Below are 25,477 nucleotides of genomic sequence, written 5' to 3' on the forward strand. Positions count from 1 at the left end.
TACCCAGTGAATCACTCAAGAGGAGTTACCCAAGTGACTGAAATGTTCTACGACGACGACGCCGACCTGTCGATCATCCAGGGTCGCAAGGTTGCCATTGTTGGCTATGGCTCCCAGGGCCACGCCCACGCGCTGAACCTGCGCGACTCCGGCGTCGAGGTTGTCATCGCCCTCAAGGAAGGCTCGAAGTCGATCGCCAAGGCCGAAGAAGCCGGCTTCAAGGCCCTGACCGTTGCCGACGCCGCCGAATGGGCCGACGTCATCATGATCCTGGCACCGGACCAGTACCAGCGCTCGATCTACAACGACTCCATCAAGGACAAGCTGACCCCGGGCAAGGCCCTGGCTTTCGCCCACGGCTTCAACATCCGCTTCGGCTACATCGAGGCACCGGAGGGCGTTGACGTCATCCTGATCGCCCCGAAGGCTCCGGGACACACCGTGCGCCGCGAATTCGAAGCCGGCCGAGGCATCCCTGACATCATCGCCGTGGAGCAGGACGCCACCGGCGCAGCCTGGGACCTGGCCAAGTCCTACGCCAAGGCCATCGGCGGCACCCGCGCCGGCGTCATCAAGACCACCTTCACCGAAGAGACCGAAACCGACCTCTTCGGTGAGCAGTCCGTCCTCTGCGGCGGCGTGTCCCAGCTGGTCCAGTACGGCTTCGAAACCCTGACCGAAGCCGGCTACCAGCCGCAGATCGCCTACTTCGAGGTCCTTCACGAGCTCAAGCTCATCGTTGACCTCATGTGGGAAGGCGGCATCGCCAAGCAGCGCTGGAGCGTTTCCGACACCGCAGAGTACGGCGACTACGTCTCCGGCCCGCGCGTCATCACCCCCGAGGTGAAGGAAAACATGCAGGCTGTCCTCGCCGACATCCAGAGCGGCGCGTTCGCCAAGCGCTTCATCGACGACCAGGACAACGGCGGCGAAGAGTTCAAGGCCCTGCGTGCCAAGGCTGAGCAGCACCCGATCGAGGCCGTTGGCCGCGAGTTGCGCTCCCTGTTCGCCTGGCAGCAGACGGACGAGGACTACGTAGAGGGCTCCGCAGCCCGCTAAGTCTGCTGTGCCGGTGCCCCCCCGGGGTGCCATCATGAGGCCGGGTTCACTTAACAATGTGAGCCCGGCCTTTCCGTCCGCCTAGACTTGTTCCATCCCAAGGACTGCAACGCAGAGGATCACTCGTGTCAAAACCCGTAGTACTGCTCGCCGAAGAACTTTCGCCCGCCACCATCGAGGCCCTCGGCCCGGACTTCGAGATCCGCCAGACTGACGGCTCCGACCGGTCCCAGCTGCTCGCCGCCATCGCGGACGTGGACGCCATCCTGGTCCGCTCCGCCACCCACCTGGACGCCGAAGCCATTGCCGCCGCGAAGAACCTCAAGGTCATCGCCCGCGCCGGCGTTGGCCTGGACAACGTTGACATTAAAGCCGCCACACAGGCCGGCGTGATGGTGGTCAACGCCCCGACGTCGAACATCATTTCGGCAGCAGAACTGACGGTGGGCCACATCCTGAGCCTCGCACGCCACATCCCGCAGGCCAGCTCCGCCCTGAAAAACGGTGAATGGAAGCGCTCCAAGTACACCGGCATCGAACTATTCGAGAAGAAGATCGGCATCATCGGCCTGGGCCGCATCGGCGCCCTCGTTGCTGCCCGCCTCCAGGGCTTCGACACCGAAATCCTCGCGTACGATCCGTACATCACCTCGGCCCGCGCCGCGCAGCTCGGCGTCAAGCTCGTCACCCTCGATGAACTCCTGAGCCAGTCGGACTTCGTTACCATCCACATGCCCAAGACGCCGGAAACCGTCGGCATGCTCGGCGCTGACGCGTTCACCAAGATGAAGTCCACCGCCTACGTGGTTAACGTGGCCCGTGGCGGCCTCGTGGACGAAGAGGCTCTCTACGCAGCCCTGCAGGACCGCCAGATCGCCGGCGCAGCCGTGGACGTCTTCGTCAAGGAACCCAGCACGGACCTTCCGTTCTTCGCCCTGGACAACGTGGTGGTCACCCCGCACCTGGGCGCATCCACCGATGAAGCCCAGGAGAAGGCAGGCGTCTCGGTTGCCAAGTCCGTGCGTTTGGCGCTGGCCGGCGAACTTGTACCGGATGCCGTGAACGTGGCCGGCGGCGTGATCGCCTCCGATGTCCGTCCGGGCATCCCGCTGATCGAAAAGCTGGGCCGGATCTTCACCGCGCTGACCCACGCCTCCCTGACCCAGATCGACGTCGAGGTGGCCGGCGAGATCGCGGCGCTGGACGTCAAGGTCCTGGAACTGGCCGCGCTCAAGGGCATCTTCGCCGATGTGGTGACCGAACAGGTCTCCTACGTCAACGCCCCGGTTATCGCCGAACAGCGCGGCATCAACGTCCGCCTCATCACGACGGCGGAAGCGGAGGACTACCGCAACGTCCTCACCATCCGGGGTGCTTTGAGCGACGGCAGCCAGATCTCCGTGGCAGGTACGCTCACGGGTCCGAAGCAGATCCAGAAGCTCGTCGGCGTCAACGGCTACGACGTTGAGATCCCCATCAGCGAGCACCTTGTGGTGGTGGCCTACGCCGACCGGCCGGGTGTGATCGGAACCATCGGACACATCCTGGGTATGAACAACATCAACATTGCCGGCATGCAGGTGGCACGGCAGGCGGAAGGCGGCCAGGTTCTGGCACTGCTGACCATCGACAGTTCCGTTCCGCAGCAGGTGCTAGACGCCATCAAGGCAGGCATCGGCGCCGAAATGGTCCGCGAAGTGGACCTCGAGGACTAAGAACCGCACCGCCATCAACTACGCGTGACCGAACCTTATCGTCGGCCACGTATGATTGGCCGGTCTGCTTACAATGGCTAGGTCCTGTTTCAGGACCACGCCGGCAGACCGGCCAATACTTTTTGCACACCAGGCAGGAAATCCTATATATCCGCCGCCTGCGGATCCCGGTGTGCGCACGCAATCCAGGTTTCAGGGAGCCCAATGAACGCCGTCCAGAGGTTCATCAGAAGCAAAGTGCTGCTGCTGACCGCGGCCATCTTGATCGCAGCCATGTGCTTGTCGGTCCTCGTCCAAGGCCAGTCGCAGGCCGCACTCAACCGAACGGTAGATGAGAACTCGCGGGGTCTCTACGACGTCCTGGTCCAGGCCAAGGCAGGCTCCGGGGCGCTGATGCAGCCGGAGATCGCCAACGGCGGCGGCGGCATCGGCTTTGACCAGCTCGAGAGCATCCGGAAGCTTTCCGGAACGTCCGTGGCGGCCCCCATCAGCCTCGTGTCCCGCGTGACGCAGAACCTGGAAGCGCCACGGCTCGACGCCATGGACTATCTTGGCTACAACTCGGGGCTGGCAGGCACAGCCACTACAGACCAGGCCGCCGGCGCAACGGACCCCAGCAAATGGCCCGCTGCTGAGTCCGTGCTCGGCGACACCGCCAAGAAGTACCGCCTGACCGCCAGTGCCGTCAGCTCCGACGGTGTCTCCGAACAGACCCTGTTCAAGTCCTCCGCCGAGGGCAGCCTGGGCAAGGCCCGCCTGATCGAAGAGCAGACGGCCGGCGGCACCAGCATCCGGATTGCCCCTCCCGCAGGCGAGACGGGCATCAAATTCCCCGCTCCAGCTGGCGGCTCCGAACACAACCTGTTCAATCTTTCGGTGTCACTGCCGCTGTCTCCCGAAGTGACCGAGTCCGTGGTCGCTGTCGACCCCGTCTCCGAGCGCGCACTGCTCGGCACAGCCGGCGACTTCCTCGCCCCCCTGGAGAAGGCACCGCCCGCTGACGCGCGGAACGCGGGTGCCATCGGCCGGCACTTCGAAAGCCTCTTCACCAACGGCATCAGCCAGGAAGAACTCAAAGAGGGCCCCGACTTCCTCGGCGTCAAGCTCAAGTACTGGGCACCGCTGATGACCCAGTACCAGCAGGCGAAGCGCAGCGGACAGCTGACCGCGGACTCGCAGGCCATTCCCCTGGTTGTCCGTTCCGGCACGTCCCTGGACCTTAAGTACAACGTGAAGATCGAGGAGATCGACGCCGCGGGCAAGGTTGTCAAGGACGTCGGCACCGCCACGCGTTCCCTCGGTAAGGACTACCTGCCGTTTGTTTCCAAGGACCCGTTCGCTCTGTCCTGGCCCGGTTCCACCGACCACTCCGGTCTCCTCGGCAGCGCCGGCAACTTCAACCAGGGCCTCTACACCCCGGCTACGTGGAGCACCGACTTCGCTGCCGCGCCGAAGTACACCGACGGCGAAGCCGCGGCCAATGGTGCGGTCCAGAAGACCGCCGTTCCCGGGGACTGGGTCACCGTCAACCGGCTGCCGGAGAAGGGTGCCAACGGCGCCCCGGTGGACCAGACCCAGCGTGAGCCCGTGGACGAGCGTTCCTACCGCGAAGACCTGGCCACGGGAGAGAAGCTCGCGGCTCCGCTCGCCATGGTCTACGGCACCTTCGATGCCGCGGCTGTCGAGAAGGCCGCCGGTGACGTCAACCGCCTCCCGCTGGGCGGCTACGACCCCACCCCGCTCACCCTCACGAAGGACGCCGACGGCAAGACGGTCACCGATACCGAACTCAAGCCCTCGCTCAGTGCCACCGGACTGGCAAGCCAGTCGGCCGGTGCCATCACCGACTTCTACGGTCTGGCCGCCGCCCGCGGCTACAAGGACAACGCCGCCGTGATCGATGCCGTACGTGTCCGTGCCAAGGCCCCCGGCAGCTGGAAGGAAGCCCAGCCCGACGTCGAAAAGCTCGCCAGCGAGATCCGCGAAATGGGCCTGGAAGCCACTGTCGTGGCCGGTTCCGCCCGTGAGGACGCCAGCATCTTTGTCCCCGGATACTCCAAGGACGACGCCGGCAAGGAATCAGCGCTGGGCACTGTCCAGCAGTCCTGGGTCCGGCAGAATGCAGCGGACGCAGTCTCCGGCTCCCTCACCGGGACCAACGTGACACTGCTCTTCCTGACGCTGTGCGGAGCCGCGCTGTTGACCGGCGCCTCCACCGTCAGCTACATCCGCAAACGCAAACGTGAAGCCGGGACCCTCCGCGCCATGGGCTGGACCCAAGTGCGCATCAGGAACTGGGTGCTTGAGGAATTCGGTGTCGGCGCCGCGCTGCTCGCGGTAGCCGGGATCGTCCTGAGCCTGGTCAGCTGGAGCGTGACCACAGCCATCGTCTCAGCCTCCGTCCTGGTCCTGTATGCGGCAGCGGCCTTCTTCGCCGCCCAACAGCTGCGCCACCGTGATGAGGTGGACCAGGAACCGCAGCACGACGAGCGGCTGATCCCGGTGGACTCCCCGCTGACCTTTGCCAACCGGCAGCTCAGCACAAACAAGTTCAACACCCTGTCCCTGGCCGTCGCAGTCGGCGTTTTCGGAGCCGCGGTGGGCGGGCTGGTTGCCCTGCTCATCGACATCCCCCGTGCTGCCGGAGCGAGCGCCCTCAGCGGCCTGGCCGCAGCAAGCGTGGCCATGCCCAGCATGCTCCTGGCACTCGCCGGCGTCGCAGTGGGGCTGGTCCTGACCCTGGTCACCGGCCGGTTTGAGCTGAACGCCAAACGCCAGTACCTGGGCATCCTTGAGGCCATGGGCTGGAACCCGGACATGCTCCGCCAGGTCCGTCTTTTCGAAAACGCGCTGGTAGGCACGGTGGCCCTGCCGCTGGGCGTCCTTGGCGCGCTGGGCATCGGGCTCCTCCTTGCCCCGTATGCCGCGCTATGGGCCGGCGTCGCCGGCCTCGTGGCTGTACTTTGCTGGATACCGATTGCAACGAAAGTGGTCCAATGACAAACGAGACGAACGTTTACCGGAGCCGGAGGTCCGGCTCGGCTGAGTCGCCCCTGCAGACCCGTGCCAACACCATCGTCAAGGCCGCGGACCACGGGACCCCGCTGGAACTGAGCGACATCACCATCCGCTATGGCGGCGGTAAGAGCGGTGCCGAAGCCGTCAGTGTTGTGGAGAACTTCGACCTCACGCTGCACGCCGGCGAGATGCACTGCGTCGCCGGCCGAAGCGGATCCGGCAAGACCAGCATCCTGACAGTGGGTGCGGGACTGACCCTGCCGACGTCGGGCCGTGTCTTCTGGGAAGGTGATTCCCTCGAAAGCATGGGCGACGACGAAATCGCCGACCGCCGTCGGGCCCTGATCGGTTACGTTGACCAGGGCGGCGCCCTGATCGACGGCATGAGCGCCCTCGAGAACGTCCTCCTGCCGGCCGTGCCCGACGGCGAGGTGGACCAGCGCCGCGACATGGCCAAGGACCTCCTGGACCTGGTGGGCCTGGGCCGCCGGATGCGGCACCGTCCGGCCCAGCTGTCCGGTGGTGAACGCCAGCGTGTGGCGATCGCCCGCGCCCTGATCCTGGGTACGCGCGTCCTGGTGGTTGATGAGCCCACGGCCAGCCTGGACAGGGCCTCCGCAAACCGCATCATCAGCATCCTCAAGGACACCACCTCGGACGGCATCGCAGTACTGGTCGCTTCACACGACCACGAACTGGTCCGCCTGAGCGATACGCTGACTGAACTGATCTAGCCCTGCCCCTCCGCACCAAAGGTAACGTCCGCACGTGAGCGCAACAGCCAAAACCCCGTTCTACATCACCACGGCCATCACCTACCCGAACGGTGTTCCGCACATCGGGCATGCCTACGAGTACATCGCCACCGACGCCATGGCGCGCTTCAAGCGGCTGGACGGCTTTGACGTGATGTTCCTGACGGGCACGGATGAGCACGGCATGAAGATTGCGCAGGCGGCCGAGAAGGAAGGCCTCACGCCCAAGGAGCTGGTGGACCGCAACGCGGAAATTTACAAGTCTGCCCACGCCGCGCTGGGGATCACCTACGACCGCTTCATCCGGACCACGGACGCTGACCACTATGCAGCGTCGCAGGCCATCTGGAAGAAGATGGAAGCCAACGGCGATATCTACCTGTCCAAGTACGAGGGCTGGTACTCCGTCCGGGACGAGGCCTTCTACGTGGAGGACGACACCCTGGTCAAGGACGACGGCGTGCGGTACTCCAAGGAGACGGACACCGAGGTGACGTGGACGGCTGAGGAGAGCTACTTCTTCCGGCTGTCCTCCTACCAGGACCGCCTGCTGGCGCTGTACGAGGCCCAGCCGGAGTTCGGGGCACCGCAGTCCCGCTTCAACGAGGTCATCAGCTTCGTCAAGCGCGGCCTCGAAGACCTGTCGATCAGCCGCACCACGTTCGACTGGGGTGTCCCCGTCCCCGGCAACGACAAGCACGTGATGTACGTCTGGGTGGACGCGCTCACCAACTACCTGACCGGCGTCGGCTACCCGGACGTCGAATCGGAATCGTTCAGGAAGTTCTGGCCCGCCGATGTGCATGTGATCGGCAAGGACATCTCACGGTTCCACGCCATCTACTGGCCGGCGTTCCTGATGAGCGCCGGCATTGAGCTGCCCAAGCGCGTCATGATCCACGGCTTCCTGCACAACAACGGTGTGAAGATGTCCAAGTCGCTCGGAAACGTGGTGGCACCGGCAGACTTCGTGGCGCAGTACGGGCTGGACCAGGTACGGTTCTTCTTCCTCCGAGAGGTCCCGTTCGGCGCCGACGGCAGCTACAACCATGAGGCCATCGTGGGCCGCATGAACTCGGACCTGGCCAACAACTTCGGCAACCTGGCGCAGCGTTCGCTGTCCATGGTGGCCAAGAACTGTGAGGGCCGGGTCCCGGTTCCGGGTGCCTTCACGGCGGAAGACACCGCGATCCTGGCACAGGCCAACGGGCTCCTTGAGACCGCCCGGGCCGCCTTCGAAAAGCAGGAATTCAGCCGCGCACTCGAGGCCATCTGGGGCGTCCTGGGGGACACCAACGCCTACTTTGCCGAGCAGGCTCCCTGGGTACTGCGGAAGACTGACGTCGAACGCATGAACACCGTGCTGTACGTGACGCTGGAAGTGCTGCGCATCGTGGCTATCCTGGCCCAGCCAGTGATGCCCACCGCCACGGCCGCGCTGTTGGACACTCTGGGACAGCCCGACGGCGGATCCCGCCACTTCTCCGCGCTCACCACACCTATTGTCGCCGGAACTCCGCTGCCGGCTCCGGCGCCCGTCTTCCCCAAGTATGAGGAACCGGCCGAAGCCTAGGTATGTCCCTGCTGGCTACTTGCCGGTACGCGGACTGAGTACGGTTCCGGGGCCCGTCAGTAGGGCCCGCCTTGTAAGGCGGGTACTGAGTACTGGAGACATCATGGTGTCCGCCTGTCTAGCCTTATCTGGTTAGCAAACTGATGATTCGCATCTGGGAGAACCGTCGCCCCGATGCTGTCCGTTTGCCTTTAGCCCTCCGCGTCGGGGATGGCGCCGTTCTTCCACCTGTCTGATCAGTTTGGACCAGACAATGGATGGAGACGGAAATGAAACGGATCCTTGCCGCTTTTGGTGTCGCGGGTCTTGCGCTATTGGGTGCCACTGCGCCGGCCACCGCGTCGCCTTCTGAGGACGAGAAAAAGATCACCATTTGCCACGCCACCGGCTCGGAAAGCAATCCCTACAGGCCGGAGACCATCAGCCTCAATGCGCTCAACGCCCACATGGGCCACCAGCACCATGAGGACATCATTCCGGCCAACGACGGGAAAGTTCTTCCCGGCGGCCAGAACCTTGACAAGGCCAGTATCTGGAATGCAGGCTGCGCCGCACCAGGCGAGGGTAACGGCAATGGTAACGGCAACGGCGATCACAAGATCACCATCTGCCACGCCACCGGCTCGGACAAGAACCCGTACGAGTCGAATACGATCGCCCTGCAGGGGCTCAACGGCCACGCCAACGCCAACCACCAGCACACTGAAGACATCATCCCGCCGAACAACGGCAACGTGCTGCCTGCAGGCCAGAACTGGACGGCTCAGGGGCAGGCTACTTACTACAACAACTGCGTTCCCACGACCGTGCCGCCAGTAGTGCCGCCTGTTGTTCCTCCGGTGGTCCCGCCTGCTGTTACTCCGGTGACGCCGGGCGAAACTCCCAGAGGTGCTGTTGTGGGTGCGCCGGCGGGTGGTCAAGGTGCCGTAGCTGCCAACAACCCTGGCTTCAATGTCCAGACTGCAATGGCAGGTTCGACTGACGTTGCCATCGCCCCCTGGGCCGCTGGCATCGTCGTGATGTTGCTCGCTGCAGCGGGAGTGGCTGCCCGCAGGACCCTGGCAGCCAGCGGTACCGTATCCCGGCCCCGGAAGGAATAACGCCGGCTGCTGGCGCCCGCAGGGGCGCTGTTTGAATCACCGGCAGGCGCCGTGGCCGCAAGGGCACGGCGCCTGCCGGCAAACCAGGCAAATCCGACTCACAAGCGGGGTAACCATGGACAGCGATCGAAGGCTCTTTACCACCAAAAGCATCGTCTTCGTGGTGCTTTGCGGCGTGCTGGCCTACCTGGCGTTCGCATTTCTGCCCTTCCTGGCCGGGCCGGGACCGTCGCCGACCGTGACCGGGGTTGCTGTGCAGCCGACCACCCAGGTCCCAGCGCCGTCCACCCCCACACCCTCCACTGACACCGGAGACCCGGTCCCGGCCGGTCCGGCAGCGTCGCCGCCGCGGCGGCTGGTGTACCCGGCCGCAGACATCGATGTGGTGGTCCATCCGCTCGAACCCACCGGCGAGGACCAGGCCACCCAGACCATCGTGCCGCCCCCCCACCATGGACGGCTACTGGCTGTCGCCCTACGGCGCCCCCGGCGCGGGCTCGGTCAACACCACGTACATCGCCGGGCACAGCTGGACGGACCGGGATGCGCCGTTCAACCGGCTGAGTACCCACACGGCGGCAGGTGACAGGCTGACCGTGGCCACAGCCACGGGCGAAGTGGCCTACCTGGTGGATTCAGTGACTACCTACGAAAAATCCGGGCTCAAAGACAGCCCCATCTGGCAGGTGGCACCCAACAGGCTGGTCCTGATTTCCTGCTATACGGGTGATGCCTGGGGCACCAACGTGGTGGTGGTGGCCTCACCGGAGGACCCACGCCTCCGTCTCAGTAAATGAGACTGATTGTCCGGCATGCGGATGATCTAAATATTCTTGGAGCATGAGCGCATCCACGATCAATCTCGCTGTCATTCCCGGTGACGGCATTGGCCCAGAGGTCATTGCCGAGGCACTGAAGGTCCTCGAGAAGGCTGTCGCCGCTGAAGGCGTTGTCCTCGAGCAGACCCACTACCGGCTCGGTGCCGAGCACTGGCTGGCCACCGGCGAGACCCTTCCGGATGAGGTCCTCGCCGACCTGCGTACACGGGACGCGATCCTCTTCGGTGCTGTCGGTGCCGCCCCCGGCGACACCCGGATTCCGTCCGGCATCATCGAGCGGGAAATGCTGCTCAAGCTCCGCTTCAGCCTGGACCACTACGTCAACCTGCGGCCGTCGCGGCTGTACGGAACAGTGGGGAGCCCGCTGGCCAATCCCGGCACCATCGATTTTATCGTCGTCCGTGAGGGAACCGAGGGCCCATATGTGGGCAACGGCGGCTCGCTTCGCACCGGCACACCCCACGAGGTGGCCACCGAGGTCTCACTGAACACGGCATATGGCGTGGAGCGCGTTGTCCGCGATGCCTTCCGCCGCGCCAGCGCCCGGGAACGCAAGCATGTGACCCTGGTGCACAAGCACAACGTTCTCGTCTACGCCGGCCACCTGTGGAAGCGCACCGTCGAGGCAGTGGCCCGGGAATTCCCCGAGGTCACCCACGATTACCTGCACGTTGATGCGGCCACCATCTTTATGGTCACCGACCCCTCACGCTTCGATGTCATTGTCACCGACAACCTCTTCGGCGACATCCTCACTGACCTCGCTGCAGCCATCACCGGCGGCATCGGGCTGGCGGCGTCGGGCAACATCAACATGGACCGCACCGCCCCGTCCATGTTTGAACCGGTCCACGGTTCGGCCCCGGACATCGCCGGACAGCAGAAGGCAGATCCCACCGCGGCCATCCTGTCGGCGGTGCTCCTGCTGGACCACCTCGGCTACACCGCCGCGGCCCGCAGGATCGAAGCTGCGGTGATCGCCGACGTCGAAACCCGCGACGGCGGCGCCCGCAGTACCAGCGCCGTCGGGGACGCCATCGCCGCAGCGCTCTAAACCATGCTCTTGAGACTCGGTTAACCGGCGTAAGCTAGTTTCGAATCACCAAATGCTGCCCTGCGGTTCAGTGCTGAACCACATTCAGAAGGCAGCCGATCGTGGAGGAACCATGACTCAGACCGCCCATGGCGTCGAATTTAACCAGCAGCTCTCGGCAACCCCGAAGCCAGCTGAAGAGCGTGCAGCCATCCTGGCCAACCCGGGATTTGGCAACTACTTCACCGACCACACCGCCGTCGTCGACTACAGCGTCGACGAGCAAGGCGAGGGTGGCTGGCACAACGCGCGCGTTGAGGCCTACGGACCCATCTCCCTGGACCCGTCTGCCGCGGTGCTGCACTACGGCCAGGAGATCTTCGAAGGCCTTAAGGCATACCGCCACGCTGACGGCTCAATCTGGACCTTCCGTCCGGAGGCCAACGCGGCCCGCCTGAACAAGTCGGCCCGACGCCTCGCACTCCCGGAACTGCCCGAGGAATACTTCCTCGGCGCCATCCGGGAACTGGTGCAGGCGGACAAGGAATGGGTTCCCGCCGGTGACGGCGAGGCCCTGTACCTGCGCCCGTTCATGATCGCCACCGAGGCGTTCCTGGGTGTCCGGGCAGCGCGGGAGGTGTCCTTCCGGGTGATCGCATCGCCCGCCGGCAACTACTTCGGCGGCGAGCTCAAGCCCGTGTCCATCTGGATCTCCCGCGAGTACGCCCGCGCAGGCCGCGGCGGCACCGGTGCGGCCAAGTGCGGCGGCAACTACGCCGCCTCCCTGATCGCCCAGCAGGAAGCCGAAGCCAACGGCTGCAAGCAGGTGCTGTTCCTGGACCACTTCAATGACAATGCCGTAGAGGAACTCGGCGGCATGAACGTGTTCTTCGTGATGAAGGACGGCTCGCTGGTGACGCCCGCGCTGAGTGGAACCATCCTGGAAGGCATCACCAGAATGTCCGTCATCCAGGTGGCCAAGGACATGGGCCGTGAAGTGACGGAGCGCAAGATCACCCTGGACGAATGGCGCGACGGCGTGGCCTCCGGTGAGATCGCCGAGGTCTTCGCCTGCGGCACCGCAGCGGTGATCACCCCGATCGGTGTCCTCAAGGACACCACCGAATTCATCGGCTCCGAGGACGCGAAGGCGGGGGAGACCACCATGGCCATCCGCGAACAGCTCCTCGGCATCCAGACCGGAACCGTGGCGGATACCCACGGCTGGCTGACCCGACTGGCCTAGGCAGCAACGCACGTAAGAAACAAACGACGGCGGTTGGCCGGCACTGTGGGCAGTTCGACACAGTGCCGGGCAGCCGCCGTCGTCCGTTAACTTCGTCTTCCGTAGAAAGGAAGCCGCACCCTCAGCGGCGGGCGGCCTTCCGGGCAGCGTTCTTGAGGGCCTTGCGCGAGACCGGCTTCAGCGCCTTCCGCGCCGCTTCGTCGGCCAGCGCCCGGTTGCGGCGGGCATCGATGACGTCGTTCCAGAGTGCGGTGGCGAAGGCACCGCCGTCCTGGGCGTAAACGTCGTAGGGGTAGTCAGCAAAGATGGTCTGTTTGGTGCCGCCAGTGGGCAGGTCCTTCCCTGTTGCCTCGGCAACGGCGTCGGCAATAGCCCAGGTCCGGGTCAGGTGGTGCGTGAGATTGTCCTGGACAAAAACGTTTGCGTCGCCGGAGGCAGCAGCGCGCTCCAGGAGTATGGCCAGATCTTCAGCCAGGAACGTGGCCGCCCATTCGTCGACGTCTTCGATATGTGACCGGAAATCCTCGGCGACACCGTCCACCGCCTCGCGCCAATCGGTGGTCTCACGGAACTTCTGCCATGTGGGGAACCAGACAATGGTGCCCGTCGCGTGGTTGTGGATGTGCTGCAGGCCGCTGTTCTTCTCCGTCAATCCGTGGTCGTGGCCCGCGGCGTCGGCGCCGGACAACAGTTCGGACAACGAGATGGTGGGTGAAGTGCTCATGGTGCCAGGCTGCTCTCTCTGGGCGGTGGGTTCACCAGCCACAACCCGTCCCGGGGGTACGGTTATTCCGTGCAGGTCGGATGCGAAGATGGTGCAGTGAACTCCACCTCGAGCGGCTCTCTCCATACCTGCAGCCCACTGACGGCCTTCATCCTGGCGCCCAACCCGGGGCCCATGAGCCTGGACGGCACCAATTCGTACGTTATCTCCGCCCCCGGGGCCAGCGCATCCGTGGTGGTGGATCCGGGCCCCGCGGACGACGGCCACCTCCGCCGGCTCGCGGACGCAGGCCCCGTGGAACTCATCCTGGTCACCCACCGGCACGCCGACCACACTGCGGGCTCCCTGCGGCTCCATGAGCTCACCGGAGCCCCGGTCCGTGCGGCCGATCCCCGGCACTGCCACGGCGGCGAGCCGCTGCAGGACGGCGAAACCATCCGGGCGGCAGGAGTGACGCTCCAGGTCCTGGCCACGCCGGGCCACACCTCGGATTCCATCTGCTTGCACCTTCCCGACGACGGCCCGCACGGTTCCGTGCTGACCGGCGACACCATCCTGGGGCGCGGCACCACCATGTTGGACTACCCGGACGGAATGCTGGGGGACTACCTCGAGTCCCTCGACAGGCTCGAAGCCCTTGGCCCCGCCACGGTCCTGCCGGCGCACGGTCCGGTGCTGCCCTCCCTGGAGGCCATCACCCGCGCCTACCGCGACCACCGGCACGAGAGGCTGGCGCAGATCCGCGCGGCACTCGTCCGGGTTGGCCGGGACGCGACAGTGGTTGACGTGGTAGACGCCGTGTACGCCGACGTCGACCCTTCCGTCCGGCGGGCAGCCGAAATGTCGGTGGCCGCGCAGCTCGACTACCTCCGTGGGCTCTCCGGCGCCTGACCACACCACGTGACGCAAAGGCAGGGGCGCCGGCTCAAGACGGTAGGCTAGCAACCATGCGTATTGCCAGGTTTGTAGTCGATTCTGATCCCCTCTACGGCGTTGTTGAAGGCGAGCCCGGCAGTGAGGAAATCACTGTCATTAACGGCGACCCCTTCTTCAACGGGGTGGAGCGTACCCACGTCAAGCACAAGCTCGAAGACGTCCGGCTCCTGGCGCCGATCATTCCCCGCAGCAAAGTGATCGGTGTGGGCCGCAACTTCGCCGAGCACGCCGCCGAGCTGGGCAACGAAGTCCCGCAGCAGCCGCTGCTATTCCTGAAGCCGAACACCTCGGTCATCGGCCCGGGTGACCCCATCGTGCTGCCGGAGTTCTCCGACGAAGTTTCGTTCGAGGCCGAGCTGTGCGTGGTCATCGGCCGGATCTGCAAGGACGTCCCCGAAGACCGCGTCGACGACGTCATCTTCGGCTACACCTGCGGCAACGACCTCACCGCCCGCGACGTCCAAAAAACGGACCTGCAGTGGGCCCGGGCCAAGGGCTTCGACACGTCTGCACCCCTCGGACCCTGGATCGAGACCGAGCTGGACACCGAAGACCTGGCCATCAAGGGCTGGCTCAACGGCGAACTGCGCCAGGACGGCAGCACCAGCCAGATGATCCGCGGCGTCCGCGAAATCGTTTCCATCGTGTCCCAGGCCTTCACCCTGCTGCCCGGGGACGTCATCATGACAGGCACGCCCGCCGGCGTCGACCTCGTCACCGCGGGGGACCGCTACGACGTTGAGATCGAGGGCATCGGCCGCCTGTCCAACCCGGTGGTCCGCCGCTGACGGGTAAAGTTGGAACCACTATGACTACTGCCTCCGCGCTGAACCCTGCCGCCATCCCGTCCGTCACTGCCGAAACCCCGGTCCGGGTGCGGTTCTGCCCGTCACCCACGGGCACCCCGCACGTCGGCCTGATCCGCACGGCGCTGTTCAACTGGGCCTACGCCCGGCACACCAAGGGAACCCTGGTCTTCCGCATCGAGGACACGGACTCGGCGCGGGACAGCGAGGAAAGCTACCACCAGCTGCTTGACGCGCTCAAGTGGCTGGGCATCACCTGGGACGAAGGCGTCGAAATGGGCGGCCCGCACGAGCCGTACCGGCAGTCCCAGCGCAGCGACATCTACCAGGACGTCATCGCGCGGCTGAAGGCCGGCGGCCACATTTACGAGTCCTACTCCACACCGGCTGAAATCGAAGCCCGCCACCGTGCGGCGTCCCGCGACCCCAAGCTGGGCTATGACGGGTTTGACCGGCACATCACCGAGGAACAGCTGGCCCAGTACAAGGCAGAAGGCCGCCAGGCCGTGCTGCGCCTGCGGATGCCGGACGAGGACCTCACGTTCAAGGACCTGGTCCGCGGCGAGATCACGTTCAAGGCCGGTTCCGTGCCGGACTTCGCGGTGGTCCGCGCCAACGGCGCGCCGCTGTACACGCTGGTAAACCCAGTGGACGATGCCCTGATGGGAATCACCCACGTGCTGCGCGGCGAAGACTTGCTCAGCTCCACGCCCCGCCAGATCGCCCTGTACCGTGCCCTCTACGCCATTGGCGTGGCCGAGTACATGCCGGAGTTCGGCCACCTGCCCTACGTCATGGGCCAGGGCAACAAGAAGCTCTCCAAGCGGGATCCCGAATCCAGCCTGTTCCTGCACCGCGAACGCGGCTTCATCCCCGAGGGCCTGCTGAACTACCTGTCCCTTCTGGGCTGGTCCCTGAGCGCCGACGAAGACATTTTCACCGTCAAGCAGTTGGTGGAGCACTTCGATATCCACGATGTGCTGGCCAACCCGGCACGGTTTGACCTGAAGAAGGCAGAGGCCATCAACGGCACGCACGTCCGGCTGCTTGAGGCCGCCGATTTCCGCGCGCGCCTGGTGCCGTACCTCCGGGCCGCGGACCTGGTAGGAGAGATCCTCACGGACCGGGAGGAAGAGATCCTCACCGAGGCCGCACCCCTCGTCCAGGAGCGGATCACCCTGCTGGGGGAGGCCCCCGAAATGCTCGCCTTCCTCTTCAAGGCCGACGACGCGATCGACGTCGCAGACGACGCCCGCAAGGGCCTGCCCGCCAACCTGACCGAAGTACTTGACGCCGCACTGGCGGCCCTTGAGCCCATTCAGGACTGGAACCCGGAGGAAATCCAGACGGCCCTGAAGCAGGCACTCGTGGAGGACCTCGGGCTGAAGCCGCGGCTGGCCTTCGGTCCTGTCCGCACGGCCATCTCCGGGCGCCGGATCTCGCCGCCGCTCTTCGAATCCATGGTGATCCTGGGCAAGGGCTCGTCCCTGAGCCGGCTCCGCACCTTCCGCGGCTGATGCCTACCACCGGCACCACGGCTGACGGAGTCCTGAGCACACGTTTCGGGTCCATCCGGGGCGTCCTCTTCGACATCGACGACACCCTGGTGGACCTCGAATACGCCATGACCACCGCCCTGCGTGAGGTCAGCGAGCACCTCCTGCCCGGTCTGGACCAGACCGGGTGGGAGCGTTTCGGCAGGATCTTCACGCACGAGACCACGCACTACTACGACCGGTACCTGGCAGGGGAGCTGACCTTCAACGACCAGCGCCTGCTGCGGGGACGCGCCGCCCTGGGGCACTTCGGAGTGGAACTTGCCGACGGCGAAGAAGCGCACGGGTGGCTCTCGGCCTACGGCCGGCTGCAGCCCACGTATGTGCGTGCCTTTGAGGACGTGCTGCCGCTTCTGGACCTGCTGGACGCTGCCGGCATCCCCTACGGTGCCGTCAGTAACAACGTGCACGACTACCAGCGGGCCAAGCTCGACGGCGCCGGCCTGGAACGCGTCCGCCGCCTCGTTGGCACAGACACGGTAGGCGTTGCCAAGCCCGAGCCGGCCATCTACCTCGAAGGTGTCCGCCTGCTGGGGACTGCCCCGGAGGAGACGCTCTACGTTGGGGACAACAGAATGCTGGACGCAGACGGTTCGACGGCGGCGGGCCTGATAGGCGTGTGGCTCAACAGGGTGGGGGAGCCTGCCCCGGATTTCACCGGTCACAAGATCACCTCGCTGTCACAGCTGCTGGGCTGACCGGCCGCTTACTCCGCAGACTGCAGCCTTCGCCTGTTCCACAGCACCAGGTAGATGCTCGCTGATCCGAGCACCAGCACAGCAACCAGGCAGAGGGCAACGGCGGTATCCGACGTCCCCACCATGCTGGTGGGCGAGATGGCTGCTGCGCTGGTGTACAGGGTGTCCGTGCCATCCGCAATCCGGGCATTGCCATCAGCAAGTTTCTCGGCACCGGTGGCCAGCTCTGTCGATCCCGAGGCCAGCTTGGTGTTGCCGGTGGCCAGCTCCGAAGCGCCCGCAGCCAGTGCCTGGGAGCCGTGGAGCAGGCCGGGGTTTGAGGGATCGGCCGGATCGCCCTTGATCCCGGCATTCAACGCCATCGTGCCGTCCGCCAGGCGTGAGCTGCCCTCGGTGATCTTGGCGACGGCTTTGACCAGGCCCGGGCGGTCGGCATTGCCAGGCACGCCATCCATGCCGGTGCGGATCTGGGACGTTCCGGCGGCCAGCAGTTCGGTACCCAGCACAACGCCGGGGTTGTTGGGATCACGGCTGTTGAGCCTTTCACCCAGCGTGGCGAAGCCAGCGGTGAGGCGCCCTGTTCCCGTGTGCAGCTGTGCCGCTCCTTCATTGAGTTTCCCGGCACCGGCCTGCAGTTGCTGCGCCCCGGCGTCGAGCTTGTGGGCTCCAGCGGTGATCTTGGCGATCTTGTCCTTGACAACGGCCAGTGGAACCAGCCCCTGAATCGGGTCCGACGCTGCCGCTTCCAGCAGCTCAAGGGCCTGTGCCAAGGCCGCCGTGCCGGTGCCTGCCTCGGGTGAGTTGTTCGCTCCCCGGTAGCCTTTCAGCTGGGCCGTTCCGGCGGCCAGCTCGCCGGTTCCGGAGGACAGGCGGCCCGCACCCGCATTCAGCGCAGTCGCGCCGTCCGCCAGGTTGTTCTCGGCGTTTCCGGCGGCCGTAGGCGTCAGTGCCGCGGCGAGCTGGGTGGCGCCGGCCGCGAGCTTCCGGGCGCCATCGTCCACTTTGTAGACACCCGGCGCGAGCTTGTTGTTGACGTCAGTTTCGATCTTGACCGCGCCCTCAGCGAGCTTGTCTGCACCGGTCTGCAGTTTTTCAGCGCCCGGGGCCAGCTTCTCGCTGACACCCAGGAAGACTTTGTCGGCGCCGGAAGAGAGCTTGCCGGCCCCGGTGTCCGCCATGCCCGCGCCGGCCGCCAGCTGACCGGCGCCGTCCCTGAGCTTTTCAGCGCCGGCCGAAGCCTGCCCCGCCCCGTCCAGGAGTTTGGCCGATCCGTCAGTGATCTTTCCGGTGACGAGGGTGTAAAACCCAAGCAACGCAATAAGCATCAGGGCCAGGGCGGCGATGGAGAGCTGCTGTGCCCGGGTTCGGGTCTTGGTGGGCGCGGCGGCACGACTTTGTGTCACGGAGGGTCCTCTCGACGGTTTGCCGGCAGTGAAAGCTGCCGGCCACCCACCTGAACCAGGGGCGGCAGTCCGGACGCAAAACCAAAATTCCGAAGCGCCTGCAGCGAAGGCAGAGGGTGGTTACTCTCGGGTAACTTACCGAGAGTAAACTTATTCCGGGTGATCTGGCAAGGGGTCCGGAGCTCGGGACTTCGGCGCCGATTTGTGCCAGCCCAAAGTCTCGGGTAAAGTAATTTCTCGTGCTGAGGCGCACGGAGCGCGGCTTGAAGCCCGAAACTCCGGCCCGAAAGTATCATTGGGATATGGTGTAATTGGCAACACTACGGTTTCTGGTACCGTCATTCTAGGTTCGAGTCCTGGTATCCCAGCTCTGTTTGGTCGCAGGCTAACCGCGGCAAATCAGTGGTTTCAGATCGGTTCGCCGATTTGAAACGCGCGCTGAGTGTATGAAATACTCACTTAGCAAAACCGGCCTGGCGCCGGTTGGAAGTGAAAACTTCCTGGAAGTACGCGGCCCCATCGTATAGCGGCCTAGTACGCTGCCCTCTCACGGCGGTAACGCGGGTTCGAATCCCGCTGGGGTCACCAACGAACGGCCCCGGGCATCAGCCCGGGGCCGTTTTTTCGTTGTGGAGGCTGCGCTGCGGGTTATAGGACAAAACCGGGGCCCGGTGGAAAAGCCGGCACAGCTGGCATGATGATCCTGTGACCTCCTCAGACGGGCCTCGTCCCACGCAGCCTCCGCCGCCTAAGCGCGCACCGAGAACGCAGCCGGGCCGGCCCGACGCGGCGTCGGAGCCAGCCGTGGCCTTGCTTGAGGCGGTGCGTCAGGATCTCTCCGCGGTGTCGTTGCCGCTTGCCCTTGCGGACGTGGAACAGGCACGCCAGGACACGCGGAACGCCGTCTCCCAGTTGGACGATTACATCCTGCCGCGGTACCGGAGCCTGGACGCACCGCTGCTTGCCGTCGTCGGGGGTTCCACAGGTGCCGGCAAGTCAACACTGGTCAACGCCCTGGTAGGGCACCCGGTCACCCGCTCCGGCGCCATCAGGCCCACCACCCGGCAACCCATTCTGCTGCACCACCCGGCCGATGCCGGCTGGTTCGAAGGCCACCGTGTGCTGCCCACGCTCAACCGGATCCGGGGCACCGTCTCCACGGAACCTGTCCCGGCCAGCCGGGCCGGCGCAACGCCGGACGCGGAGGCCATTTCCTCCCTGGTGCTGGTGGCGGACCAGGCCGTCCCGCAGGGGATCGCGCTGCTGGACGCCCCCGACGTCGACTCCATATCCGACGACAACCGCAGGCTCGCCGGTCAATTGCTGGCCGCAGCAGACCTTTGGGTTTTTGTGACCACCGCCAACCGTTATGCAGACGCGGTCCCGTGGAAGCTGCTCCTGGACGCGTCCTCGCGGGACATCTTGGTGGCCGTGGTCCTGGATCGTGTACCGGCAGAGGCGGAAGCCGAAGTCAGCGCCGATCTCCGCGCCATGCTGCAGAAGGAAGGCCTCGGCGAAGCCGGACTGTTCATTGTGCCGGAGGCTGACCTGGACAGTCTTGGCATGCTGCCATCGAGTGTCGTGGAGCCGCTGCGGCGCTGGCTGCAGGAACTGGCAGCCGACGCCGCGGGACGGTCCGACATTGCCCGCCGGACCCTCAACGGGACGGTGAAGGCGCTGGCCGGGCGGGTCCGCGCCGTGGCGCACGCGGTCCAGGGGCAGGAGCGTGCCGCAGCCACGCTCCGGTCAGACGCTGAGGCTGCCTATCGCGATGCCGGAACCCGGATCCTGGATGCAACAAAAGACGGCGCCCTCCTTCGCGGGGAAGTCCTGGCGCGCTGGCAGGACTTCGTCGGAACCGGGGAGTTCTTCCGGGCGCTGGAACAGAACATCGGACGGCTGCGGGACCGCGTGGGAGCGTTCTTCCGGGGCGAGCCAACGCCGGCCGTCCGGGTTGAGGCCGCCATCGAAACAGGGCTGCAGGCCGTCATCCTGGACGAGTCCGCCAACGCCGGCGAAGAAACTGACCAGCGCTGGCGCTCGGACCCGGCCGGCCGCGAGCTCCTGGGCACAGACGATCTGTCCGGCACCAGCCAAGGTTTCGCCGAGGTGGCCGCTGCGGAGATCCGGGCCTGGCAGGCCGGCCTGATGGAACTGATCCGCACGGAAGGGCAGGGCAAGCGGACGCAGGCCAGATGGCTTTCCTTCGGGATTAACGGGCTGGGTGCAGCCCTGATGATCGTGGTGTTTTCCATGACCGCCGGCCTCACCGGGCTGGAGATCGGCGTGGCGGGCGGGACCGCCGTCGTCGGCCAGAAACTGCTCGAGGCAGTGTTCGGCGAAGACGCGGTCCGCCGGCTGGCGCAGACTGCGCGGGATGACCTCCATGCCCGTTGCCAGCGGCTGCTGCAGGCAGAGCAGCAGAAATTCCTCCAACGCCTGCCGGAGGGCGGCGCGGACACCGGCCGGATCCTGACCGACCACGCCGCTGCCCTGGCCCGACTGACGGACAACGCATGAGCCGCCACAGCGTAGCCCGCGAAGCGTCGCAGCTGGACCGCAGGCTCGAAGCCCTCAATGATGCCCGCGAACTCGCCGAAGGCGTCTTGCCGGATGCTGCACTCGAGGAGGTGTACAAGCTCCTCGAACGCGCGAGCTCCCGGCGGTCACTGTCGGCTGATCACACCGTTGTTGGGTTCTTCGGTGCCACCGGCAGCGGAAAATCGTCACTCTTCAACGCGGTCAGCGGCGCTGAAATCGCGACGGCGGCCGCCCGCCGGCCCACAACATCGGAACCTTTGGCTGGTGTCTGGGGAGCGGACGGCAGTGAGCCGTTGCTGGACTGGCTCGAGGTGGGCAACCGCCACCATGCGGAGCCAGTGGCAGGCTTCGCGGACGAGGGCACGGGGCTGATCCTGCTGGACCTGCCGGACTTCGATTCCACCAGGGCCGCGAACCGCGAGATCGTGGAGCGCATGGTCGGCCTGGTTGATGTCCTGGTCTGGGTCCTGGATCCGCAAAAGTACGCCGATGCGGCGGTCCACAACGATTTCCTGGCGCCCCTGTCCGCCCATGGCGCCGTGACCCTGGTGGTCCTCAACCAGGTGGACCGCTTGCCCGAACGGGACGTGCAGCCTGTGCTGGAGTCCTTGAAAGGGATCCTTGCCCGCGACGGGCTGGGCAAAGTGCAGGTCCTGGGCGCATCCGCCCTGAAGGGCACCGGCGTGGACAAGGTCCGGGGCGCGATCCGCGGTGTTGTGGTGCAGCGCCAGGCACTTTCGCAGCGGCTTGCCGCGGATGTTTCGCGGGCCTCCGGGCAGCTCCGGGAAGCCGCCGGTGCCGGGGAAGCCGCCGGTGTCAGGCCGGCGTCGAAAACCCGCCTTACCGATGAGCTGGCAACGGCCGCCAACATGCCCGTGGTGGTGGACGCAGTCGCCCGGTCCTACCGCATCGAGTCGACGCGCCGCACGGGCTGGCCGGTGACGCGGTGGCTGGTGCGGTTCCGGCCGGATCCGCTCCGCCGGCTCAATCTGAGAAGTTCTTCACCGTCCCAACTTAACCGGACCTCGCTCCCGGCCGCTGGCGCCCCGGAACGCGCCCGGACGGATGCTGCCGTCCGTGAGTTTGCGGACGCGGCGAGTGCGGGCGCACCCGGACCGTGGCGTGCCGCGATCAGGGGTGCTGCCCGGGAAGGGCGGGAGGCGTTGCCGGATGCCTTGGACCAGGCCATCGCAGGCACGGACCTGATGGCGTCCCGGAAGTCCTGGTGGTGGGGCATGTTTAACGTGGTCCAGTGGCTCGCGCTGCTGACAGTCCTGGGCGGCCTGGGCTGGCTGGGTGGGCTGGCAGGGCTCGGATATCTCCAGCTGCCCGTCCCCGAGGTTCCCAAGGTGGAGGGCTGGCCGGTGCCGACGCTGTTGATTGGCGGCGGCGTGGTGCTGGGGATTTTCCTGGCGCTGACTGGAAAATTCATTGGGTCAGGAGCCGCGAGGGCGCGCGCAGCCCGGGCCAGGAAACGGCTGCGGGCAGCGGTGGGCGAGGTTGCCCGGGACTTCGTGGTGGAGCCGGTTGAAATTGAGGTCAGCAGGCTCGCGTCCTTCAACGCCGCACTGAAGGTTGCGGGCGGAAACTAAGGTAGTTACGCCAGTGCGGGTGCGGCGTCCCTGACCTTGATCAGCGTCCGCAGGTTCCGGGTGGTAGTGGTTGCCTTGAACCTGGCCTTGGACGAAATCTTGCTGAACGGGCTGTCCAGTGTCCCGCCGGCCGGAGCCAGCCAGGCCAATGCCTCCGGGCCGAGGCGTTTCTGCTGGGTACCTTCAAAGGCTGCGCTGGCGGCTTCAAGCTCATCGAGCATGGCGGTGTCCGATGCCAGCGTGATGTAGGTGTGCGTTGCCTTGTCGTCCGCCGGATACGGGCAGGCCGCCACGAGTTCGGAGACCCGCCGTGCCGTGAGGACAACCACCCAGGCGTCGTAGCCGAAGGCGTCACGCAGGCACTTTTCAAACGTCTGCTTGACCGCGGCAGGATCCTCGGCGCTGGCAAGCACCACATTGCCGCTGGCCAGCAGTGTCTTGACGTCCGCGAACCCCTGCGCTGCAAGCGCAGTCTTGAGGTCCGCCATCTTGATGTTGATCCCGCCGACATTTATCCCGCGGAGGAAGACTGCGTACCTGTTCATGCCGACAGCCTAGCCGGGGGCAGCCAGGCCTGGACGGGGGCGAGCCTTCAGTCGTTGCCCTTGCGCAGGGCCTCAGTGAGTATCCGCGCGGCGTTGCAGACCACCTCGGCGTGGAGGCGGCCCGGCTGGCGGGTGAGCCGCTCGATGGGGCCGGAGATCGAGACCGCGGCGATCACGCGTCCGGACGGTCCCCGGACCGGTGCCGAGACTGAGGCGACCCCGGGCTCGCGTTCGCCGAGGCTCTGTCCCCAGCCCCGCCGTCGTACGCCTGCCAGCACGGTGGGCGTGAAACGGGCGGCCTGCAGGCCCTCGAGAAGCCGGTCGTGGTCTTCCCAGGCCAGCAGCACCTGGGCGGCGGAGCCGGCCTTCATGGAAAGCTTGGTGCCGACGGGGATGGTGTCGCGCAGGCCGATGGGGCGTTCTGCGGAGGCGACACAAATACGCCATTCGCCCTGGCGGCGGAAGATCTGGGAGCTTTCGCCGGTGGCGTCGCGCAGCTGCATCAGGACCGGCCCGGCGGAAGCGATGAGACGGTCCTCGCCGGCGGCGGAGGCCAGCTCCACCAGGCGGCTGCCGAGGACAAACCGGCCCTGGATGTCGCGGCTTACAAGCCGGTGATGGATCAGGGCCAGGGCGAGCCTGTGCACGGTGGGCCGGGCCAGGCCCGTGGCGGCCACCAGCTGTGCCAGCGTGGTGGGGCCGGCCTCCAATGCATCAAGCACATGGGCCGCTTTATCAATGACACCGACTCCACTAGAATTGTCCATGTAATGATATTGCCGTCTCATTATCTGAGATGCAAATCTTTGGGCTGGCACAAAATGCAGCCCTGCTGGTTCAGTGGAACCAAACAGCCAAACAGCAGTGAAGGGAGATGGCCGTGGCAAAGACACTGGCCGAGAAAGTCTGGGACGCACATGTGGTGCGCAAAGGCGAGGGCGAAGGAGCCAATGGCCAGCCCGACCTCCTCTTCATTGACCTTCACCTTGTCCATGAGGTGACCTCTCCGCAGGCCTTCGAGGGCCTGCGCCTGGCGGGCCGCAAGCTGCGCCGGCCGGACCTCACCATCGCCACGGAGGACCACAACACTCCCACGCTGGACATCGACAAGCCCATTGCCGATCTCACCAGCCGCACGCAGATCCAGACGCTGCGCAACAACTGCGCAGAGTTCGGCGTCCGCCTGCACTCGCTCGGCGACGCGGAACAGGGCATTGTGCACGTGGTTGGCCCGCAGCTTGGCCTCACACAGCCTGGCATGACCGTTGTCTGCGGTGACTCCCACACGTCCACCCATGGCGCGTTCGGTGCCCTGGCCATGGGCATCGGTACGTCCGAAGTGGAGCACGTCATGGCCACCCAGACGCTGTCCCTGAAGCCGTTCAAAACCATGGCCATCAACGTCGAAGGCACGCTGCGCCCGGGCGTTACCGCCAAGGACATCATCCTGGCCGTGATTGCCAAGATCGGCACCGGCGGAGGCCAGGGCTACGTCCTGGAATACCGCGGTTCCGCCATCCGCGCGCTGTCCATGGAAGCCCGCATGACCATCTGCAACATGTCCATCGAAGCCGGCGCCCGCGCCGGCCTGGTGGCCCCGGACCAGATCACCTACGACTACATGAATGGCCGCCCGCACGCCCCACAGGGCGCCGAATGGGATGCCGCCGTCGAGTACTGGAACACGCTGAGGACCGACGACGACGCCACGTTCGACGTCGAGGTGGCCCTGGACGCCGACACGCTGGAGCCGTTCGTCACCTGGGGCACAAACCCAGGGCAGGGTGTTTCGCTTTCCGCCAGGGTCCCGTCCCCGGAGGACTTCGGCGACGAAAACGCCAAGGCTGCCGCCGAACGCGCCCTGCAGTACATGGGACTGACCGCCGGTACGCCCATGAAAGACATCCGAGTGGACACGGTCTTCCTGGGCTCCTGCACCAACTCGCGCATGGAGGACCTCCGGGCCGCTGCGGACATCATCCGCGGGCGCCGGAAGGACCCCAACATCCGGATGCTGGTGGTGCCCGGTTCGGCCCGCGTGCGGCTGGAAGCAGAGGCCGAAGGGCTGGACAAGGTCTTCAAGGACTTCGGCGCCGAGTGGCGCTTCGCCGGCTGCTCGATGTGCCTGGGCATGAACCCGGACCAGCTGGAGGTGGGGGAGCGTTGCGCCTCGACGTCCAACCGAAACTTCGAAGGCCGTCAGGGCAAGGGCGGCCGCACCCACCTGGTATCGCCGGTGGTGGCAGCGGCCACGGCCATCCGTGGCACCCTGAGTTCGCCGTCGGACCTCGATCCGGCTCCCGAATCCGCCGCCATCCGCACCGACGCAGCCTAGGAG

At 65.9% G+C, this 25,477-nt stretch carries 21 protein-coding genes and 2 tRNA genes; 18 read left to right on the plus strand and 5 right to left on the minus strand.

Annotated features, from left to right (window positions below):
* Positions 1-33: 33 nt before the first annotated feature.
* The 6 genes from ilvC to MUN23_RS17690 all read left to right on the plus strand — a co-directional run bounded on the left by ilvC (position 34) and on the right by MUN23_RS17690 (position 9,220).
* A complete protein-coding gene (ilvC, locus tag MUN23_RS17665; protein ID WP_058932075.1) occupies positions 34-1,059 on the plus strand; it encodes a ketol-acid reductoisomerase in 1,026 nt (341 codons plus the stop codon).
* A 125-nt stretch (positions 1,060-1,184) separates the two neighbouring features.
* The gene (serA, locus tag MUN23_RS17670) at positions 1,185-2,774 is read left to right on the plus strand and encodes a phosphoglycerate dehydrogenase (RefSeq protein ID WP_056349234.1); all 1,590 of its coding nucleotides are present in this window, start codon (positions 1,185-1,187) and stop codon (positions 2,772-2,774) included.
* Positions 2,775-2,978: 204 nt separating this feature from the next.
* A complete protein-coding gene (locus MUN23_RS17675) occupies positions 2,979-5,774 on the plus strand; it encodes an ABC transporter permease (protein WP_248760097.1) in 2,796 nt (931 codons plus the stop codon).
* Positions 5,771-6,526 carry an ABC transporter ATP-binding protein gene (locus tag MUN23_RS17680; RefSeq protein WP_056349225.1) on the plus strand — a complete coding sequence of 252 codons (756 nt, stop codon included), beginning with the start codon at positions 5,771-5,773 and terminating at the stop codon, positions 6,524-6,526. Before MUN23_RS17675 ends, MUN23_RS17680 begins: the two co-directional genes overlap by 4 nt.
* Before the next feature lie 34 nt (positions 6,527-6,560).
* The gene (gene metG, locus MUN23_RS17685) at positions 6,561-8,120 is read left to right on the plus strand and encodes a methionine--tRNA ligase (protein WP_248760099.1); all 1,560 of its coding nucleotides are present in this window, start codon (positions 6,561-6,563) and stop codon (positions 8,118-8,120) included.
* Between the two features lie 269 nt (positions 8,121-8,389).
* Complete coding sequence (locus MUN23_RS17690; protein ID WP_248760101.1) at positions 8,390-9,220, plus strand: hypothetical protein; 831 nt, start codon at positions 8,390-8,392, stop codon at positions 9,218-9,220.
* A gap of 183 nt (positions 9,221-9,403) precedes the next feature.
* On the opposite strand, the gene MUN23_RS23685 is transcribed toward MUN23_RS17690, so the two are convergent.
* Positions 9,404-9,646: a hypothetical protein gene (locus MUN23_RS23685; RefSeq protein ID WP_371875931.1), complete on the minus strand. Its 243-nt coding sequence runs from the start codon at positions 9,644-9,646 to the stop codon at positions 9,404-9,406.
* 26 nt (positions 9,647-9,672) lie between these two features.
* Between MUN23_RS23685 and MUN23_RS23690 the strand changes: the two genes are divergently transcribed.
* The 3 genes from MUN23_RS23690 to MUN23_RS17705 all read left to right on the plus strand — a co-directional run bounded on the left by MUN23_RS23690 (position 9,673) and on the right by MUN23_RS17705 (position 12,338).
* Positions 9,673-10,017: a class F sortase gene (locus MUN23_RS23690; RefSeq protein ID WP_371875932.1), complete on the plus strand. Its 345-nt coding sequence runs from the start codon at positions 9,673-9,675 to the stop codon at positions 10,015-10,017.
* 43 nt (positions 10,018-10,060) lie between these two features.
* A complete protein-coding gene (locus MUN23_RS17700; RefSeq protein WP_248760103.1) occupies positions 10,061-11,113 on the plus strand; it encodes a 3-isopropylmalate dehydrogenase in 1,053 nt (350 codons plus the stop codon).
* A 112-nt stretch (positions 11,114-11,225) separates the two neighbouring features.
* Positions 11,226-12,338 carry a branched-chain amino acid aminotransferase gene (locus MUN23_RS17705; RefSeq protein WP_248760105.1) on the plus strand — a complete coding sequence of 371 codons (1,113 nt, stop codon included), beginning with the start codon at positions 11,226-11,228 and terminating at the stop codon, positions 12,336-12,338.
* Positions 12,339-12,459: 121 nt separating this feature from the next.
* On the opposite strand, the gene MUN23_RS17710 is transcribed toward MUN23_RS17705, so the two are convergent.
* Positions 12,460-13,062, minus strand: coding sequence for a hypothetical protein (locus tag MUN23_RS17710; protein ID WP_248760107.1), 603 nt, complete (start codon positions 13,060-13,062; stop codon positions 12,460-12,462).
* Positions 13,063-13,158: 96 nt separating this feature from the next.
* On the opposite strand from MUN23_RS17710, the gene MUN23_RS17715 reads away from it, so the two are divergent.
* The 4 genes from MUN23_RS17715 to MUN23_RS17730 are packed head-to-tail and all read left to right on the plus strand — an operon-like array spanning position 13,159 to position 17,058.
* On the plus strand, positions 13,159-13,953 hold the full coding sequence (locus tag MUN23_RS17715) for an MBL fold metallo-hydrolase (RefSeq protein ID WP_248760109.1): 795 nt from the start codon (positions 13,159-13,161) through the stop codon (positions 13,951-13,953).
* Between the two features lie 56 nt (positions 13,954-14,009).
* Complete coding sequence (locus MUN23_RS17720; RefSeq protein ID WP_058932084.1) at positions 14,010-14,786, plus strand: fumarylacetoacetate hydrolase family protein; 777 nt, start codon at positions 14,010-14,012, stop codon at positions 14,784-14,786.
* Between the two features lie 20 nt (positions 14,787-14,806).
* The gene (gltX, locus tag MUN23_RS17725; RefSeq protein ID WP_248760111.1) at positions 14,807-16,321 is read left to right on the plus strand and encodes a glutamate--tRNA ligase; all 1,515 of its coding nucleotides are present in this window, start codon (positions 14,807-14,809) and stop codon (positions 16,319-16,321) included.
* On the plus strand, positions 16,321-17,058 hold the full coding sequence (locus tag MUN23_RS17730) for an HAD family hydrolase (RefSeq protein ID WP_248760112.1): 738 nt from the start codon (positions 16,321-16,323) through the stop codon (positions 17,056-17,058). Before gltX ends, MUN23_RS17730 begins: the two co-directional genes overlap by 1 nt.
* An 8-nt stretch (positions 17,059-17,066) precedes the next feature.
* Here MUN23_RS17730 and MUN23_RS17735 read toward each other — a convergent pair whose 3' ends face one another.
* On the minus strand, positions 17,067-18,461 hold the full coding sequence (locus MUN23_RS17735) for a hypothetical protein (RefSeq protein ID WP_248760114.1): 1,395 nt from the start codon (positions 18,459-18,461) through the stop codon (positions 17,067-17,069).
* A 296-nt stretch (positions 18,462-18,757) separates the two neighbouring features.
* Here MUN23_RS17735 and MUN23_RS17740 point away from each other — a divergent pair.
* From MUN23_RS17740 to MUN23_RS17755, 4 genes are all read left to right on the plus strand, one after another.
* A tRNA-Gln gene (locus MUN23_RS17740) sits at positions 18,758-18,829 on the plus strand.
* Between the two features lie 144 nt (positions 18,830-18,973).
* Positions 18,974-19,049: transfer RNA gene (locus tag MUN23_RS17745), tRNA-Glu, on the plus strand.
* 216 nt (positions 19,050-19,265) lie between these two features.
* Positions 19,266-20,981, plus strand: coding sequence for a dynamin family protein (locus tag MUN23_RS17750; RefSeq protein ID WP_248760116.1), 1,716 nt, complete (start codon positions 19,266-19,268; stop codon positions 20,979-20,981).
* Positions 20,978-22,594, plus strand: a complete 1,617-nt coding sequence (locus MUN23_RS17755; protein ID WP_248760118.1) for a GTPase — start codon at positions 20,978-20,980, stop codon at positions 22,592-22,594. Before MUN23_RS17750 ends, MUN23_RS17755 begins: the two co-directional genes overlap by 4 nt.
* Before the next feature lie 5 nt (positions 22,595-22,599).
* On the opposite strand, the gene MUN23_RS17760 is transcribed toward MUN23_RS17755, so the two are convergent.
* Entirely contained in the window at positions 22,600-23,139 is a 540-nt protein-coding gene (locus MUN23_RS17760) for a DUF1697 domain-containing protein (protein WP_248760119.1), read from the minus strand.
* Positions 23,140-23,186: 47 nt separating this feature from the next.
* Positions 23,187-23,906, minus strand: a complete 720-nt coding sequence (locus tag MUN23_RS17765; RefSeq protein ID WP_058932091.1) for an IclR family transcriptional regulator — start codon at positions 23,904-23,906, stop codon at positions 23,187-23,189.
* Positions 23,907-24,019: 113 nt separating this feature from the next.
* Between MUN23_RS17765 and leuC the strand changes: the two genes are divergently transcribed.
* Positions 24,020-25,474, plus strand: coding sequence for a 3-isopropylmalate dehydratase large subunit (gene leuC / locus MUN23_RS17770; RefSeq protein ID WP_248760120.1), 1,455 nt, complete (start codon positions 24,020-24,022; stop codon positions 25,472-25,474).
* Positions 25,475-25,477 lie beyond the last annotated feature (3 nt).

The sequence above is a fragment of the Pseudarthrobacter sp. SSS035 genome (assembly GCF_023273875.1).
In the GTDB taxonomy this organism is placed as follows: Bacteria; Actinomycetota; Actinomycetes; order Actinomycetales; family Micrococcaceae; genus Arthrobacter.